Origin of the sequence: Amycolatopsis eburnea, assembly GCF_003937945.1 — a bacterium.
Classification (GTDB): Bacteria; Actinomycetota; Actinomycetes; order Mycobacteriales; family Pseudonocardiaceae; genus Amycolatopsis; species Amycolatopsis eburnea.
On record NZ_RSEC01000021.1, the window covers coordinates 119,114 to 134,915 of the forward strand.

The 15,802-nt window shown below is 71.9% G+C and carries 13 protein-coding genes and 2 tRNA genes; 9 read left to right on the forward strand and 6 right to left on the reverse strand.

Features of this window, described 5'->3' with window-relative positions; all coding sequences use genetic code 11:
• Positions 1-20: 20 nt before the first annotated feature.
• Positions 21-1,268 (reverse strand): FAD-dependent oxidoreductase, encoded by a 1,248-nt coding sequence (locus EIY87_RS04440; RefSeq protein WP_125306361.1) that lies wholly within the window; start codon positions 1,266-1,268, stop codon positions 21-23.
• A gap of 482 nt (positions 1,269-1,750) precedes the next feature.
• Here EIY87_RS04440 and EIY87_RS04445 point away from each other — a divergent pair, with 482 nt between their 5' ends.
• From EIY87_RS04445 to EIY87_RS04455, 3 genes are all read left to right on the forward strand, one after another.
• A complete protein-coding gene (locus tag EIY87_RS04445) occupies positions 1,751-2,485 on the forward strand; it encodes an HAD family hydrolase (RefSeq protein WP_191983974.1) in 735 nt (244 codons plus the stop codon).
• A 50-nt stretch (positions 2,486-2,535) separates the two neighbouring features.
• Positions 2,536-2,607 (forward strand) — tRNA-Gln (locus tag EIY87_RS04450).
• Positions 2,608-2,705: 98 nt separating this feature from the next.
• Positions 2,706-2,778 (forward strand) — tRNA-Glu (locus EIY87_RS04455).
• A gap of 217 nt (positions 2,779-2,995) precedes the next feature.
• Here the strand turns inward: EIY87_RS04455 and EIY87_RS04460 are convergent.
• Together EIY87_RS04460 and EIY87_RS04465 are read right to left on the reverse strand one after the other, a co-directional pair.
• Positions 2,996-3,208 carry a hypothetical protein gene (locus tag EIY87_RS04460; protein WP_125306363.1) on the reverse strand — a complete coding sequence of 71 codons (213 nt, stop codon included), beginning with the start codon at positions 3,206-3,208 and terminating at the stop codon, positions 2,996-2,998.
• 101 nt (positions 3,209-3,309) lie between these two features.
• A complete protein-coding gene (locus EIY87_RS04465; RefSeq protein ID WP_125306364.1) occupies positions 3,310-4,359 on the reverse strand; it encodes an NAD(P)-dependent alcohol dehydrogenase in 1,050 nt (349 codons plus the stop codon).
• Positions 4,360-4,443: 84 nt separating this feature from the next.
• Between EIY87_RS04465 and EIY87_RS04470 the strand changes: the two genes are divergently transcribed.
• Positions 4,444-5,001, forward strand: a complete 558-nt coding sequence (locus EIY87_RS04470; RefSeq protein ID WP_125306365.1) for a TetR/AcrR family transcriptional regulator — start codon at positions 4,444-4,446, stop codon at positions 4,999-5,001.
• A 21-nt stretch (positions 5,002-5,022) separates the two neighbouring features.
• Here EIY87_RS04470 and EIY87_RS04475 read toward each other — a convergent pair whose 3' ends face one another.
• Complete coding sequence (locus EIY87_RS04475; RefSeq protein WP_125306366.1) at positions 5,023-5,862, reverse strand: helix-turn-helix transcriptional regulator; 840 nt, start codon at positions 5,860-5,862, stop codon at positions 5,023-5,025.
• Between the two features lie 189 nt (positions 5,863-6,051).
• Between EIY87_RS04475 and EIY87_RS04480 the strand changes: the two genes are divergently transcribed.
• Positions 6,052-6,996: an SDR family oxidoreductase gene (locus EIY87_RS04480; protein ID WP_125306367.1), complete on the forward strand. Its 945-nt coding sequence runs from the start codon at positions 6,052-6,054 to the stop codon at positions 6,994-6,996.
• 25 nt (positions 6,997-7,021) lie between these two features.
• On the opposite strand, the gene EIY87_RS04485 is transcribed toward EIY87_RS04480, so the two are convergent.
• Positions 7,022-8,458: an alpha/beta hydrolase gene (locus EIY87_RS04485; RefSeq protein WP_225439745.1), complete on the reverse strand. Its 1,437-nt coding sequence runs from the start codon at positions 8,456-8,458 to the stop codon at positions 7,022-7,024.
• 86 nt (positions 8,459-8,544) lie between these two features.
• Between EIY87_RS04485 and EIY87_RS04490 the strand changes: the two genes are divergently transcribed.
• From EIY87_RS04490 to EIY87_RS04510, 4 genes are all read left to right on the forward strand, one after another.
• Positions 8,545-9,687: a sensor histidine kinase gene (locus tag EIY87_RS04490; protein ID WP_225439701.1), complete on the forward strand. Its 1,143-nt coding sequence runs from the start codon at positions 8,545-8,547 to the stop codon at positions 9,685-9,687.
• Positions 9,684-10,289, forward strand: a complete 606-nt coding sequence (locus tag EIY87_RS04495; protein ID WP_125306368.1) for a response regulator transcription factor — start codon at positions 9,684-9,686, stop codon at positions 10,287-10,289. Before EIY87_RS04490 ends, EIY87_RS04495 begins: the two co-directional genes overlap by 4 nt.
• Before the next feature lie 613 nt (positions 10,290-10,902).
• The gene (locus tag EIY87_RS04505) at positions 10,903-11,562 is read left to right on the forward strand and encodes an HU family DNA-binding protein (RefSeq protein WP_125306369.1); all 660 of its coding nucleotides are present in this window, start codon (positions 10,903-10,905) and stop codon (positions 11,560-11,562) included.
• 185 nt (positions 11,563-11,747) lie between these two features.
• On the forward strand, positions 11,748-14,003 hold the full coding sequence (locus tag EIY87_RS04510; RefSeq protein WP_125306370.1) for a hypothetical protein: 2,256 nt from the start codon (positions 11,748-11,750) through the stop codon (positions 14,001-14,003).
• Here EIY87_RS04510 and EIY87_RS04515 read toward each other — a convergent pair.
• Complete coding sequence (locus EIY87_RS04515) at positions 13,957-15,558, reverse strand: hypothetical protein (protein WP_225439703.1); 1,602 nt, start codon at positions 15,556-15,558, stop codon at positions 13,957-13,959. The genes EIY87_RS04510 and EIY87_RS04515 overlap by 47 nt on opposite strands.
• Between the last annotated feature and the right edge of the window lie 244 nt (positions 15,559-15,802).

Consider the following 15,802-nt stretch of genomic DNA (forward strand, 5'->3'; position numbering starts at 1 on the left):
GGCCTTAACGGCATCCGGACCTAGCGCTGCACCGGTTCCATCGGCCGCCGGGCGAACGCCGGGGCGTGCTCCGGCCGCAGCCCGAGGCCGAGGAGCCGGGCCGGGAAGTACGACAGCCGCGGGAACCGCGCGAACGCCTTGATCATCGGTTCCGGCGGGCCGTTGCGCCTGCCCGCCATCACGGCGCGCACGACACCGCGGTGCAGCAGCCGCTGCAGCCCCTGCACCAGCAGCGTCGGCGCGAGCCGCCGCGCGCGCACCTTCGCCAGGTCCGCCTCCGTCGGGCGGCCCCGGCGCAGCGGCTCGGCCAGCAGCGTCGCCGCCGCGACCGCGTCCTGCACCGCGAGGTTGATGCCCACGCCGCCGATCGGCGACATCGCGTGCGCCGCGTCACCGATGCAGAGCAGACCGTCGGTGTGCCACTTGCGCAGCAGGTTCAGCCGCACGTCCAGGAACTTGACGTCGTCCATCGTCTTCAGCTCGGCCACCCGGTCACTGAACTCGGGGCAGATCTGCGCCACGTTGTCCCGGAAGGCTTCGATGCCCTGCTTCCGCAGGTCGTCGCCCTTCGGCGCGAGGTAGGCGACCTGGTAGAAGTCCGGCCGGGGGAGCGGCACGGCGAAGCGGCGGTCCCGCATCTTCGGCAGCAGCATGCCGCCCTGTTCGTCGTCGTGCCGCGAGAGGCGGAACCACCAGACGTCGAACGGGCAGTCGTACTCGTGCGGCACCAGGCCGGCTTCGCGCCGCGCCAGCGACCAGCGGCCGTCGGCGGCGATGACCAGGTCCGCGCGGATTTCCCCGGTCTCACCGGCCGCCGTGCGGTAGGTGATGCCCGCGACGCGGCCGTGCTCGCGGACCAGCCCGGTGCATTCGGTCTCCATCCGCTGGACGAACGTCGGCTCCTTGCGGGCGCTCTCGGCGAGCAGGTCGAGGAAGTCCCACTGCGGCACCATCGCGATGTACGGGTGGGGGACCTTCAGCCGGGTGAAGTCGGCGAGCTTCATCATCTCGCCGTTCTCCTGCGGGAACCCGGCCGCGGTCAGCTCGCTGTGCGGCAGCGCGTGGAACTTCTCGCCGAGGCCCAGCTCGTCGAGCAGGGTCAGCGTCGACGGGTGCACCGTGTCGCCGCGGAAGTCGCGCAGGAAGTCCGCGTGCTTCTCCAGCACCGTCACCTCGACGCCGGCCCGGGCCAGCAACAGCCCCGTGACCATCCCGGCCGGCCCGCCACCGATGACGACGCAGCTCGTGCGCTCGGTCATCTCGACCATCTCCCCATCTATTCATCGCGTGTTGAATAACTTGAGGATGCACCCGCCGGGCCCCGGCGTCAAGGGGTGTGACCGGGGATACGCTGATCGGGCGAGCCCGGTTCGTTGCCGGAAACCGTCCAAACGCGACAGTTGGTCGGATCCGTGCGGGTGTGGCCGCGGGGTATCGCTCCGCGCTTGTGGACGGACCGGATCTTCCGGCACCGCAACGGTTTTCACGAGATGGGAACTTCCCGCACCGCAGGAGTCGACGTCGCCTGCCCGGGACGCCGGATAACCGAACGGCGACGGTTCGCCAACTGGGAGTAGAGCCCGTGCGCCGGAACAGGGGAGCGCCAATCACCTCTTTGGCAGCGTCGCGAACGCGGCGGTTGCCCTAGCCTCACTGGGTGGATTTCGCCTTGGCACCCCGGACCCCTTCGCGAACCGCCCCGCCCGCCGCGGGAGCGTCCGAGCCCTGGGCGCCGCCCGAGTTGCGGCTGGTGTGCCTGGACATCGACGACACCCTGATCGACTGCACCGCCGCGATCCGCCGCAGCCTCCACATCCTCACCGGCCGGGGCGACCTGTGGCCGTTGTGGGACTTGATCACCGAAGAGCACGTCGCACTGGTCGTCGCCGGCGAAATCGACTACGCGACCATGCACCAGCGGCGCACCGACTGCTTCCTCGCCGAAATCGGCATCCTCGCCGACGCCGAGCAGGTGCTCTCGTTCGAACGCCGCCGAAGAGAGCTGCTCGACCACTCGTGGCAGCTGTTCGACGACGTCCTCCCCTGCCTGGAGTGGCTCCGCGCCGCGGGCCTGGCGCTGGCCGCGGTGACGAACGCGTCGGGGGTGCACCAGCGGCGCAAGATCGCGGATCTGGGCCTGGCCCCGTTCTTCGACCACGTGGCCATCGCGGGCGAGCTCGGGGTGGCCAAACCCGATCCGGTGATGTTCCACACGGTCTGCCTCGGCATGGACTGCGCCCCCGCCCAGGCCGTCCACGTCGGCGACAAACTGGACACCGACGCCATCGGCGCCCGCGACGCGGGCCTGGGCGCGATCTGGCTCGACCGCGACGGCATCGGCGAGCGCGCCCCGGCGGGCGTCCACACGGTGGCCGGCCTCGCCGAGCTGCCTGAGCTGCTGGTTTCCGAGTACGCGACGATCGGCGTCCCCGCTCAGCGCCGCGGCGAGACCCCCGCGTTCACCGTCGGGAACGGCGTGCTCTAGTATTTCTCCTCGTGCGGTGCTGAACCGGCCAAGCCGGGAAAGTACCTCACTGGGGTATGGTGTAATTGGCAGCACGACTGGTTCTGGTCCAGTTAGTCTAGGTTCGAGTCCTGGTACCCCAGCTGCGGAGAGTGACCCCCCTGCGGAGCGAGAAATCGCCTCTGGTAAGTTCTCTCCAGCAAGAAAACCGAAAAGCCTTGGGAAACCAGGGAAGTTCCTAGCCCCCGTCGTCTAGCGGCCTAGGACGCCGGCCTCTCACGCCGGTAGCGTGGGTTCGAATCCCATCGGGGGTACAGACAGAAGCCGTGCTGACTGAGGTCAGCACGGCTTTTTGTTGTGGGTAGGTGCTCAACCGGTAGTTGAGCTGTGTTCGTCACCTCATCGCCCGGGCCGAGGCGAGGTAGCGGAGTGCCTCCGGCCGGTCGATGATCGCCAGAACGTCGTTCTTCCTCGAGGCTGGCGGGGCGCACGACCTCTCCTCGATCCGGATGTTGTGGCACACGGCGAGCTCTACGGCGGCGAAGAGCTCCCGCCGGGCGAAATCGGGGAGATCTGCCTGAAGGCGACCTGATCCAGCGCGTCCACGCCGTGGTGCAGGCCGAGCCCGGCGCGACGGCGCGGGAGATCCTCGACTTCCTCGCGGACCGGCTGGTCCGCTACAAGGTGCCGCGCTCGATCGAGTTCACCGACCACGCGGTGCGCGCCGACTCCGGCGATGAACACCCGTGCCTGAAACCACTTTCGAGCGGATCCGCTACGACGTCGCCGTCGAGCGGGTCGCGCGGATCACGCCGGCGCGCCCGGAACGGTCGACCCGGCCGGAGTCAGCTCGCCGGGGTGTCCAGGTCGGACATGTCCAGGACGAACCGGTAGCGGACGTCACCGGCGGCGAGCCGGTCGAGGGCCGTCCCGACCGCGCTGGAGGGCAGCACCTCGACGTCGGCCGCGATGCCGTGCTCCGCGCAGAACTCGAGCATCTCGACGGTGTGCCGCAAGCCTCCGGTGCCGGACGAGGTGAGCTTCTTCCGGCCGGCGCCGAGCGCCCACAGCTGCGGGCCCGCCTGGAGGGGATTGCCGAGGACGCACAGGGTGCCGTCCAGGCCGGTCATGCCGATCAGCGGGGTGAGGTCGTGCTCGCCGGGGATCGTGTCGATGACGAAGCCGAACCGGCCCCGGGCCGCGGCCACCTGGGTCTCGTCGGTGGTGACCAGCAGGGTGGCGCCGAGGTCCCGGACGTCCGCCTCCTTCGCGGCGCTGCGGCTGAGCACGGTGACCTCGGCGCCCAGCGCGCCGGCCAGCTTCACGGCGAGATGCCCGAGCCCGCCGAGCCCGGCGACGGCGACGCGCGTGCCGGGCCCGACGCCGGCGGCGCGCATCGGCTCCCAGACGCTGATCCCGGCGCACATCAGCGGCGCCGCGGCGGCCGGGTCGAGGCCGTCGGGCAGGCGGAACGCGAACTTCTCCCGCAGGACGTACTCGCGGCTGTAGGCGCCCATGGTCTGCGTGCCGTCGACGCGGTCCGTGCCGCCGTAGGTGGTGGTCGGCCGGTCGTAGCAGTAGTTCTCCTGCCCTGCCAGGCACATCGCGCACTCGCCGCACGAGTCGACGATCGTGCCGATCGCCACGCGGTCGCCGATCGCGAAGCCGGTGACCGCCGCCCCGACCGCGGTCACCGTGCCGGTGGCCTCGTGGCCCGGCACGAGGTCCCGCTCGCCGAGCAGCCCGTGGAGCCGGTGCAGATCGCTGTGGCAGACACCGCAGTAGTCGATGCGCACCGCGATGTCGTCTTGGCGCAGCTCGCGCCGCTCGATCGTGACGCGGGCGAGCGCGGTGCTGCCGGGGGTGACGCTCCGCCAGGCGGTGGTGGTGCTCATGGGTACTCCTCGAAGACGAAACGGAATCTGGATTCAAGATAACACGATTCGGAATCCGGATTCCGAATCGTTACACTGGTGCGGATGAACAGAGCACGGGCGCCGCGCCGGGACGCGCTGCGCAATGACGAGATCGTCCTGCGGGCGGCGCGCGAGGTCTTCGCCGCGCAGGGTCCGCAGGCGAGCATGGAGACCATCGCCGCGCGGGCCGGTGTCGGCGTCGGCACGATCTACCGGCGGTTCGCGGGCAAGGAAGCCCTCCTCGACGCGATCGCGCGAGTCTTCGTCGAAGAGGTCGACGAGGCCGCCGCCGCCGCGCTGGCCGACCCGGACCCCGGCGCCGGGCTGGAACGCTTCCTCGAGTTCATCGGGGTGTTCAACGCCGAGAAGAGGCGTTACGCCGCCGCCCTCACGGAGCGGCTTTCCGGCGACGAGGTCAGCGAGCGAACGGTGAACAGCCTCCGCGAGCTGACGCGCAAAGCGGTCGGCGCCGGGGTCCTCGCCGCGGACGTCACCGGCGACGACCTCAAGGCGCTCATCGTCGGGATCCGGGCCGTGGTCGCGAGTTCGCCGGACGGAGACGACACCCGCTGGCGCCGCTTCGTCCGCATCCACCTCGCCGGTCTGCGTGCCGGCCACTGACGGTGCCGGACTTCCGGCGGCTCAGGGGAGCGGCTGCGCTCCGATGACGGCCAGCACCTGCAGCTTTTCGTGGCTTTCGCTGCCGGGGGTGGCGGTGTAGACGAGCAGCTGGTGGGCCTGGTCCGGGTCGACCAGCCGCTGGCAGGTCAGCTCCAGCGCGCCGACCTCGGGGTGGTCGAAGTGCTTGACCTCGCGGGGCCGGATCCCGATCTCGTGGTCGTCCCACACGCGCCGGAACTCCTCGCTGCGCTCCAGGAGCAGTTCGGCCAGGTGCGCGGCGCGGGAACCGGGGCCGCGGAGGGTGACGATCTCGCGCAGCCCCGAGGCGTACATGCGCGTCAGGAACGCGTGTTCGGCCGGCGCGTGGATCCGCCGGGCGGCGGGGTCGGTGAACCACCGGTAGCCGCTGCTGCGGGCGGGTCCGGTGTAGTGCGTCGTGACGCCGGTGAGTGCGACGCCCATCGGGCTCTGCCGCAGGGTCTCGCCGAGCTCGGTGACGATCTCGGCGGGCGTGTCGCCGAGGCGGTCCAGGACGCGCAGGAGGCCGGGGCCGATGTGGTCGGTGGCGGCTCCCCTCGCCGGTGGGTTGTGCCCGGCGAGGCGGAAGAGGTGGTCGCGCTCGTCGAGGGACAGGTGCAGGCCCTGGGCGATCGAGGCGAGCATCATGGGGGAGGGCTGCGGGCCGCGCTCGCGTTCGAGCCGGGAGTAGTAGTCGGCCGACATGTGGCACAGGGCGGCGACTTCTTCGCGCCGCAGCCCGCTGGTCCTTCGGCGCGGTCCGCGGGGCAGGCCGACGTCCTCGGGCTGCAGGGCCGCCCGGCGGTTGCGGAGGAACTCCGCCAGCCCGGTGCGATCGATCACGACGTCGCCTCCTTCGCGTGCTGCCCCCTGTCTACCGGGCGCGGGACCCGGTTGCCACGGCCTGCCGATCCCCCTCTCGCGCACGAACAGGTGATCCGGTGAGCCGGGGATCGGCAAGTCCTGGATGAGCCCGCGGTGCCGTCCGATGATCGTTGCCGAGACCCGGCAACCCACGAAGGAGCGGAACCGATGCCACGCAAGCCGATCGACATCACCGTCCCCGACCTGTCCGGACGGCGTGCCGTCGTCACCGGCGCCAGCGACGGGATGGGCCTGGGCATCGCCACCCGGCTGGCCGCCGCGGGGGCGGAGGTGGTCATGCCGGTCCGCAGCACGCGCAAGGGCGAGGCCGCGCTCGCCGCGATCGAAAAGGCCGCGCCGGGCGCGAAAGCCTCGCTGCGCGACCTCGACCTGTCCTCATTGGACTCGGTCGCGGCGCTGGGGGAAACCCTGCGCGCGGAAGGCGACCCGATCCACATCCTGGTCGGCAACGCCGGCGTGATGACGCCACCGGACCGGCAGACCACGGCCGACGGGTTCGAGCTGCAGTTCGGCACCAACCACCTCGGCCACTTCGCGCTGGTCGCCCGGCTGCTCCCGCTGCTGCGCGCCGGCCGCGCCCGCGTGACGTCGCAGATCAGCGTCGCCGCCCGCAGCGGCCGCATCAACTGGGACGACCTGAACTGGGAGCGCTCGTACGACGGCATGCGCGCCTACCGCCAGTCCAAGATCGCGTTCGGCCTCTTCGGGCTGGAACTCGAACGCCGCAGCCGGGCACAGGGCTGGGGCATCACGAGCACCCTTTCGCACCCCGGAGTCGCGCCGACGAGTCTCCTGGCCGCCCGGCCCGAGCTGGGCCGTGGTCAGGACACCGTGCAGGTCCGCCTGATCCGGGCGTTGTCGGCACGCGGCATCCTGGTGGGCACCGTCGAGACGGCGAAGCTGCCCGCACTGATGGCCGCGACCGACCCGGCAGCCGGGCCCGACGTCCTCTACGGCCCCAGCGGGCCCGGCGGCCTCGGTGGGCCGCCCGCCGCGCAACGGCTGTACCGGCCGTTGCGCGACGAGGAGGAAGCGCGGCGCGTCTGGGCGGTCTCGGAGCGGCTCACCAGGACCGCTTTCGCCACGACGTGACGACTGTCCGACCCGGTTCGCATGGTCAGGCCGGGCAGAAAGTGTCGTGCGCCAAGAGGTTTCCGGTGGCGAGGTAGTCGCTCACGGCGTCGTTTCCGCACTGGTTCGTGCCGTTGAGGTAAGCCACGTGGCCGCCCTGGTCGGCCGTGACCAAGCGCGCGCGGTCGCCGAAAGCCACGCGCAGGCGGAGGGCTTCCGGCACGGGGGTGGCCGGGTCGCGGAGGTTCTGCAGCATCAGCACGTTCGCCGGGCCGTGGCCGGAGATCCGGACCCGAGGCTCGACCGGGGCCGGCCAGAACGCGCACGGCCGGATGTTGGCCGCATACGGGCCGTACATCGGGTAGCGGACGCGGTCGATCGCGACGTCGCGCTGATAGGTCCCCACCGCTTGCGGCCACCGCGAATCACCGCAGACCACGGCGAGGTAGCTCGCCGCGAAGTTGTCGGAGCCCGCGCGGGAGCCGGTCGCCGGGGACACCGGCTCGTTCACGTCGAGCTTGTGCCACAACTTCGCAAGAGCGGGCAGGGCGGCGTCCGAGCGGAGCAGGGCCGCGGTGATGGTGCGGAACGTCGTGCCGTCGTAGCCCTGCGCCGGTGCCCGGTCCAGGCGCTCGGCCAGTTCGAAGTACTTCGCGCGCACCGCCGCCGGAGTGGCGCCCAAGCCGTACTGCGCCGGGTCTGCCGCCGCGAACTCGGCGAAATCGGGGAAGCGGGTTTCGAAGCCCAGCCCTTGGCTTCGCAGCGCTTCGGCGTCGTAGCCTTCCGGTCCGAGGCTGCTGTCCAGGACGATGCGGTCGCTGCGCTGCGGGTACAGCGTCGTGTACACCGCACCGAGGTAGGTTCCGTAGGAATCGCCGTAGTACGACAGTTTCGGCTCGCCCAGTGCGGCCCGGATCCGGTCCATGTCGCGTGCGGTGTTGGCGGTGGTGATGAACGGCAGCACCGCGGCCGTCTCCGAGGTCGTGCACTGCCGGGCGACGGTCTTCGCGGCCTCGGCCGCTTTCGCCACGTCCGCCGGGCCGTGCGGGAAGGGCGGGTTCACACTCTCCACGGTCTGCGCGGGCGTCATGTCGCAGGTCATCGGGGTGCTGTGGCCGACCCCGCGCGGGTCGAACCCGATCACGTCGTAGGTGTCCCGCACCTTTTGCGGCAGCCCGGCGGCCACCAGCGACACCGGGAAGCCGAGGCCGGTCAGGCCCGGGCCGCCCTGGTTGACCAGCAGGACACCGCGGCGTTGCGCCGGCTTCGCGCTCGCCAGCCGCGACATCGCGACCGTGATCGTTCGCCCGTCCGGGTGGCGGTAGTCCAGCGGTAGTTCGAGGGTCGAGCACTGCAAGCCGGGCTTGGCGACGTCGGCCGGGCACGGCCCCCAGACCACCGGTGTTCCCTCGGCCGCGGACACCCCCGACACCACCGCGGCCGCGGTGAGCGCCACGGGCAAGATCTTCTTCATCGTCTCCATGGCTCCCACCGGACCACTGTCCGGTGCGAGCGCCCTGTGCCATCTGTCATGGGGCGGCCCGCGAACCCGGTGCTTAGGGTGGGCGGGTGAGCGAGCGCGATCTCAGCCGGTTCTCCGTCCGGCAGTGGCCGGACTGGAGCTTCTGGGCGGACCGGCGGCGCCGGGTGGCGCCCGTGGTCGTCAACGGCCTCGCGCTGCTGGTCCTGCTGCCTCGGGTCACCATGGTCGTTCAAGGGGGGCACGGTGCGCCGCGGACGATCTTCGCGCTCGTGGCCATCGCTCTTTACGGCGCCGGCTACCTCTTCGCGTTGTGGTTCGCGCCGTCGGCGGCCCGGCGGCAGCGGGCGGTCGTCGTCGCGGCGCTGTTCGCCTTCGGTGGCACGCCGGCCCTGCTCTTCGGCTCGCCGGACCACCTGACCGACCTGACCTTCGCCATCGCGATCGGCTTGATGCTGCTGCCGCTGCGCTACTCCCTCCCGCTCGGGTTCGCCACGGCGGCCGCCCAGCTCGTGTGGATGCTGGCGTCGTCCGGGCGGGTGGGCTGGTCCCAGGTGGCCACGCTCGGCGGTGTCACCGCGGCGGTGGGGACCGTTTTCGCGCTGACGTTCACGACCGGGCACCTGAAGGCCGCCCGCGAGCAGATCCGGCGGATGGCCGTGGCGTCCGAACGCGAACGGGTGGCCCGCGAGCTGCACGACATCCTCGGCCACAACCTGTCCACGATGGCCGTCAAGCTCGGGCTCGCCCGGCGCATCCTCGAGTCGGCCGCGGACACCGGCCTCGCGCTCGCCGAGGTCCGCGACCTCGAAACCCTTTGCCACCAATCCCTTGCCGACGTCCGCGCCACCGTCTCGGGGTACCGGGAGGTGTCGCTGGCCACCGAGCTTTCGGGGGCCCGGCTGGCGTTGCGCGCCGCGGGGGTGCAGGCCGAGCTGCCGGCTTCGGTGGACGAGGTCGAGCCGGAGCTTCGCGGAGTCTTCGGTTATGTCGTAAGGGAAGCGGTGACGAACGTGCTCCGGCACTCCGACGCGGGGCAGTGCCGGATCCGGGTCGGTCCCGGCTGGGTCGAGGTCACCGACGACGGCACGGTCACCACCGAACCGGTGGCCGGGCACGGTCTCACCGGGCTGACCGAGCGGCTGGCGGCGGTGTCGGGCCGTCTCGAGCACGGTCGTGGTTCCCGCGGCGGCTACCGCGTGTTCGCGCGCGCCGAGGTGGTCCCGGCGTGATCCGCGTCCTGCTGGCCGACGACCAGGCTCTCGTGCGCGGGGCGCTGGCGTCGATGCTGCGCCTCGAACCGGACATCGACGTCGTGGCCGAGGTCGGTTCGGGCCTCGACGTCGTCCCGGCGGCCCGCCGGACGAACCCGGACGTCGCGCTCCTCGACGTGCAGATGCCCGGGCGCGACGGGCTCGCGGTCGCCGCCGAGCTGCGGCACGCGATGCCGTCCTGCCGCGTGCTGATCTGCACGACGTTCAGCCGCCCCGGTTACCTCGCCCGCGCGATGTCCGCCGGCGCGGCCGGGTTCGTGGTCAAGGACTCCCGGCCCGAGCAGCTGCTCAACGCGATCCGCCGGGTCCACTCGGGACTCCGGTTCATCGACCCGGCCCTGGCGGCCGAATCCCTCGCCACCGGCACCAGCCCGCTGACCGGCCGCGAAGCCGACGTGCTCCGCGCGACCGCCGAAGGTGGCACGGTGGCCGACATCGCGAGGGCCCTCGGCCTCACCCCGGGAACGGTGCGCAACCACCTGTCCTCGGCCATCGGCAAGACCGAGGCCCGCACCCGAGCCGAAGCCGCCCGCCTCGCCGAAACCCGAGGCTGGCTCTGAGGGGCTCCGGACAAGGGGAAGGCCGGCTGGGCGAGCAGACCCGCTGCACCGTGTGGTCATGCCTGCTCGGCGAAACCGCCCGGCGGCACACCCGGCTGCGGCGGACCGCGTCCGAGCCGAACTCGGTGACGCCGGAGGATCTGGAAGCGGTGCTGGGGCAGCCGGTCCCGGTCGGCTCGACGAACCGGATCCGGGTGCCCCGTCGGCATCCGTCGCACTACGCGCCCCGCGCGCGTGGTTCTGGTCGCGCCGGAGGAGATCCCCGCGACCTTCAGCCGCAACGGCTCTGCGCTCGGCGCTGGGCTGTTCGAGTGCCGGTACTCGTTGGGCCGACAGGGTTTTCGGGCACCCAGGTCGAACAGGTGAGCGATCGGACCGGCTGTGTCCTCAATGGACCACGGCCGGACGTCGAGGTCGTCTGCGCAGGTCAGGCGCACATTCTTGCTGCGCGTGTGTGTCCAGGTGGGACTCGGCGGCCGAGCTGCTGCCGCTTTTTCCCCGGCGACACAAGAGAACTCGCCGTCACCCGCATTTGGTTTTGAGCCCACTTGGTAATACTCTGTGTGACGTCGGCCGTGATGGGCCGTGGCGAGTTCCACTATGGAGGACTGGAATGACGAACAAGGCCCAGCTGATCGAGGCGCTGTCGGAGCGTCTGGGCGATGACAAGAAGGTGGCTGCGCAGGCCGTGGACGGTCTGGTGGACATCATCATCCGGACGGTCAACAAGGGCGAGAAGGTCAACATCACCGGCTTCGGTGTGTTCGAGAAGCGCGCCCGCGCCGCTCGGACCGCGCGCAACCCGCGCACCGGTGAGGCCGTGAAGGTGAAGAAGACCAACGTGCCCGCCTTCCGCGCCGGCACGACGTTCAAGGAGGTCATCGGCGGCACCAAGAAGCTGCCGAAGGCCACCCCGGTCAAGCGCGCCACCGCGACCCGTGCGACGGCCACGAAGGCCGCGGCCGCGCCGGCCAAGGCGGCCACGACCCGCACGACGACCCGTGCCGCGGCCGCGAAGCCGGCCACGACGCGCGCGACGACCACGCGGACCCGCGCCACCGCGGCGAAGCCGGCCGCCAAGGCGACCGCCACCAAGGCGGCCCCGAAGACCGCGGCGAAGACCACCGCGGCCAAGGCGACCACCACGCGGGCGACCACCACGCGGGCGAAGGCCGCCGCCGCCAAGCCGGCCGCGACCAAGACCGCCGCGGCGAAGAAGCCCGCCGCCGCCAAGGCTCCGGCCAAGCGCACGTCGGCCGCCAAGAAGAAGTAACACAGCTTCACCGCTGGAGGGCCCCGCACCGAATCGGTGCGGGGCCCTTCCTTTTGGGCAGCTGGAAGTGCGGGGAGGAAGCCGGCGGCATCGGGCAAACGAGGACGGTCCCTTCCGCTTCGGCGTGACGGCCGAAGTCCTCGCTGCTAGCGTGGCCTTTCGGGACCGGAGCGGGGGTTGGGTGCGTGGTCGACGTGCTGGAGGTCGTGTCGAGCGAGGCGGCCAAGGTCGCCGCGGCCGCGCTGGTCGGGCGGGTCGACAAAGCCGTCAGCCGCGTCGTCGACCTGGTGCGCGGCAAGCTCGGCGGTGCGCCGCCGGACACCGGCCGGATCCTCGCCGCGGCGCGGGCCGACCCCGAGTTCGCCGACGACCTCGCGCGCCTGCTCACCACGGTCCACGCCGGCGCCGAGCAGGTGCACGGCCCGGCCGGGATCACCGGCTACCGCAACCACGTGCGGTACCTGGCGGATCCGCCGACGTCGGGGCTGCGGGTCATCGCCGGCCCGCCGGGTTCGGGCCGCACCGAGCTCGCCCGGCAGCTGGCCGACCGCGCGCGGGACCGGATTCCGGTTCGCCCCATCGAGATCGATCTGGCCGGGCTGCGGGTCGGCGGCGTCGTCGACATGGCCGTGGTGAAGCAGCGGGTACTTCGTGAGCTGGGCGTTCCCGACGCGGAACTCGTGGTCGACAACGCCGGTCTGGACCAGCAGTTCGGGTCCGCGCTGTCGACGCGGCTGTGCACGATCATCCTGGACAACGTCGTTCTCGCGGCCGAACTTCAGCCGTTTCTGCCGTTCCGGCTGAACCTGCTGCTGGTGACCACTTCCGTCATGACCCGCGAGCTCGCCGCACTGGACCGGGCACCGATCCTGTTGCGGGGCTTGGACGAGGACGGCGCGCTCGAGCTGCTGGCCGACTTCGCGTCGCCGGTCCGGCCGTCCGACGAACCCGTCGAGGCGCGCCGGCTGGTCGAGTTGTGCGGGCACATGCCCGCCGCGGTGCAGCAAGCCGGGCTGACCCTGGCGCGGCGGGCCGGTGAGCCCCAGCCGGTGGCGGGCCTGCTGGCCCACTACCGGACCACCGGCGTCGTCGATGCCGAAGGAGCCGTCCGCGACGCCTTCCAGCGGACGTTCGCCGAACTGTCGGCGGAAGCCGTCCTCGGGGCGGCTCAGCTGGCGACGTTCCCGGGCGGCTGGTTCACGCGCGCCACCGCCGCCGCGTACCTGGGCGGCCGCAACGGGGAGCGGGTGTTCGAGGAGGTCGTCGACGCTCAGCTGACCGAGCCGGCCCGGGGTGGCTGGCACCGCCTGACCACGCTGGCCGGGCAGTACGCGGCGACCTTGCCCGCCGATCGCGAGGCTGCGTTCGACCGGTTGCTCCGCTACGTGCGTGATCACGTTGTCGCGGCCGATCTCGCGGGCGACCAGCCGGGCAAGCCGGGACGGCTGCGGGAGTACGTGGTCCCGGCCGGTCTCACCTGGACGTTGCCCGAGGACCGGTTCGACTGGCTGGACCGGCATCTCGGGTTGATCGGTGAACTGGTGCGGGCGGGGTACTGGCGGCGGCGGCACAAAGAGGTTTGCCAGCTGGCCGGAGCGGTCGAAGTGCTCGTCAACCAGCGTGGGCGCTGGCGGGAGTTCGCCGACATCAGCGACACCGCCGTGCGTGCCGCCGAAGCGCTGGACGCCGAGCGCGCCGCCGGGGGCAAGGGAGCGCCGGCGCTCGTCGCGCGAGCGCTGTCGATGCGCGCCCGGGCGAGGTTCCTGGCTCGGTGGTTCCCGCCCGCGGCCGAGGACCTCGAGCGGGCGTGGCGGCTGGCCGGATCGGCGGAGATCCCGGACTGGCGCCGCCGCCGGTTGCTGTCGTCCGTGGCGGAATTCCGGGGCCGGTGCTGCGAAGAGCAGGCCGACGACGTCGTCGCGGTCACGGCGCCCTCCGAAGCGCAGCGGCAAGAGCGCGCGAGGCTGCTCGCGGAAGCCGAACAGTGGTTGAGCACCGCGGTGGCGGTCGACGGCGAGATCGGCCACGGCTACGCACTGGGTATCCACCTGCGCATGCACGCGTCGATCCTGGTGAAAGCGGGGCGCGCCGAAGAGGCGCTCGCGGTGGCGAATCAGGCCGCGGAACACGTGACCGGACGCAACGCCGCCCGGCTCGACATGGTGGCGGCCAAGGCGTACCTCGCGATCGGCGAGCCGTCGCGCGCCAGGGAGTGCTGGGAACGGGCGGCGCGGCTCCTGCAGCAGACCCGCGCCGAGCAGTACGAGTGGGAGCTGCGGGAGATCGGCGCCCGGATCCTCGCGGCCGAAGGGCGGCTCGAGGAAGCGTGGTTCGCCTGGCAGGAGCTGCTCGGCAAGGCGTTCACCTACGGCCATCCGCGCACCGACGAATACCTCAGTGAACTCGGATCGCTACCTTCGCCGTCCGGGCGCCCACGGTGATCAGCTCGGCCGGCGCGGTCCGCCCGAGGTAGGGCAGCGACGCCGCCAGCAGCGGGTCGAGCCCCGGATCGTCCGGCGTGAGCTCGCGGATCAGGCCGTCCCGCGAACGGACCAGGCAGCGGCCCGGCAGGCGCGCGGCCGCGAGGTGCGCGTCGGGCCACCGCCGGAGCGTGTCGGCGGCCCACTCGGCGAAGCGGCCGTGCTCGGCTTCCGGCAGGTCGGTGAAGACGATCGCGGCCGCGGAAAGCTGTCGCAGGCTCGCCCGCGTGCAGTGCGCCGACAGGTGCTGGTGGTCGACCTGGTGCGGCACGTCCGTCGCCGGGAATCGCAGGAGGGTGGTCGAATCCGCCTCGGCCACCGCGCCCGTGACGTAGGCGGCGATCGCCGTGCGCACCGGCCGCACCGGCTCGTGGCTGGTGAATTCGGCGTCGCCGGCGGGCTCCGGCAGCCCCATCAGTTCGTAGAACGCCGCGCGGAGCAGGGCGGCCGACCGGCCCGGAACGGCGACCGCTCGGCGCACGACTTCCTCGTGGCAGCCGGCCACGTGACCCTCGAGCACTTTCGCGAGCTGCGAAGGCAGTGGTTCCGCCCCGGTCAATCGCGGCGCCCGCGCGGCCAGTGCCGCAGCGGGCGAGCCGGGAACGAGCGTGGCGGGTTCCCCTTCCGCCAGCAGGACGGGAAGGTCTTGGGAGGCGGCGTAGAGCGCGACCGACCCGCTGTCGGTGATCACGCAGTTCGCGGCCGTGATCGCGGTTTGCCACCCCGAGTCGGGCGGGATCACCCGCAGCCCGGCCTGCCGCGCCTGGGCCAGCCAGGCTTCGACCTGCCACGGACCGTGCGCCGCGGTGATCCCCGGGTGCAGCACCAAGCAGACCGCGAACTCGTCGACCGGCAGCTCCGACACGAGCCGCAACGGCAGCCGTGGATGCGTTCCCAGCAGTGAGGCCGGTCCCCAGGTGGACGCGATCGTCACCAGTTTCCGGCCGGCGGCGCCCAATGCCTCCCGGTACTCCCCGGCGCGGTGCGTCCCGGCGTTGATCCGGTCGAGGCAGGGGTCGCCGACGACGCGTGCGCGGTCCGCCGCCGGGGGACTCACCCGGCGCAGCTGGTGGATCTGGTCTTCGTGGGTCACCGCGATGAGCGCCGGGACCACCTGCTCGTCACGGACCAGCCGGCGCGGATCCATCCCGGCGATCACCGTGCCGCCCGGGTAGTACTTCTGGAACCCGATGCCGTGCGGCAGCAGCACCACCGGCGAGCCGAGCAGGTGCAGGTCGTCGTTCTCGCTGGCCGCGATGACGAGGTCGAACCGCTCGCCGACGGCTCGCTCCCACGCGACGACGGCGACACCGAGCCGCTGGAGCAGCGCGGGCACCCCCGCGCCCAGGATGGCGGGCCGATGCTCGTTGTAGGTGAACACGACCTGGACGCGATGGTCGTTTTCGAACAGCGTCAACGCGTCGAGCAAGCGGTTCACCGTCGTGACGGTCCGCGCCACGACCAGCACGCGCCGCTCGAACCCGACCGTCAGCCAGGGTTCGAAGCCGGTCGCCACCTGGATGTTCCGCCGGAAAACGCCGGGGGGGGGGTACTTATTTCGCACGGTGCGCCGCCGGACCGATCACGTCGCGGCCGCGGTCGACCCGCGGCGGCGCGCCCACGGTGGGCAGAGTGATCAGCATGCCTTGAGACTACGTGGCGGTGCTGCCGCGCAAGATGTCGTGGCGGCCCGATGGGGAACTCCGGGGGAGTCGAAAGGGCAAGCCGCGGCGGTCTCGCGGCTCGTGTCCTGCCGGGTC

Bases quoted from the DNA above. Each gene is read 5' to 3' on its own strand.
- EIY87_RS04440 (WP_125306361.1), bottom strand. From the start codon at position 1,268: ATGGTCGAGATGACCGAGCGCACGAGCTGCGTCGTCATCGGTGGCGGG.
- EIY87_RS04465 (WP_125306364.1), bottom strand. From the start codon at position 4,359: ATGAGCACCACCACCGCCTGGCGGAGCGTCACCCCCGGCAGCACCGCG.
- EIY87_RS04470 (WP_125306365.1), top strand. From the start codon at position 4,444: ATGAACAGAGCACGGGCGCCGCGCCGGGACGCGCTGCGCAATGACGAG.
- EIY87_RS04480 (WP_125306367.1), top strand. From the start codon at position 6,052: ATGCCACGCAAGCCGATCGACATCACCGTCCCCGACCTGTCCGGACGG.
- EIY87_RS04485 (WP_225439745.1), bottom strand. From the start codon at position 8,458: ATGGAGACGATGAAGAAGATCTTGCCCGTGGCGCTCACCGCGGCCGCG.
- EIY87_RS04505 (WP_125306369.1), top strand. From the start codon at position 10,903: ATGACGAACAAGGCCCAGCTGATCGAGGCGCTGTCGGAGCGTCTGGGC.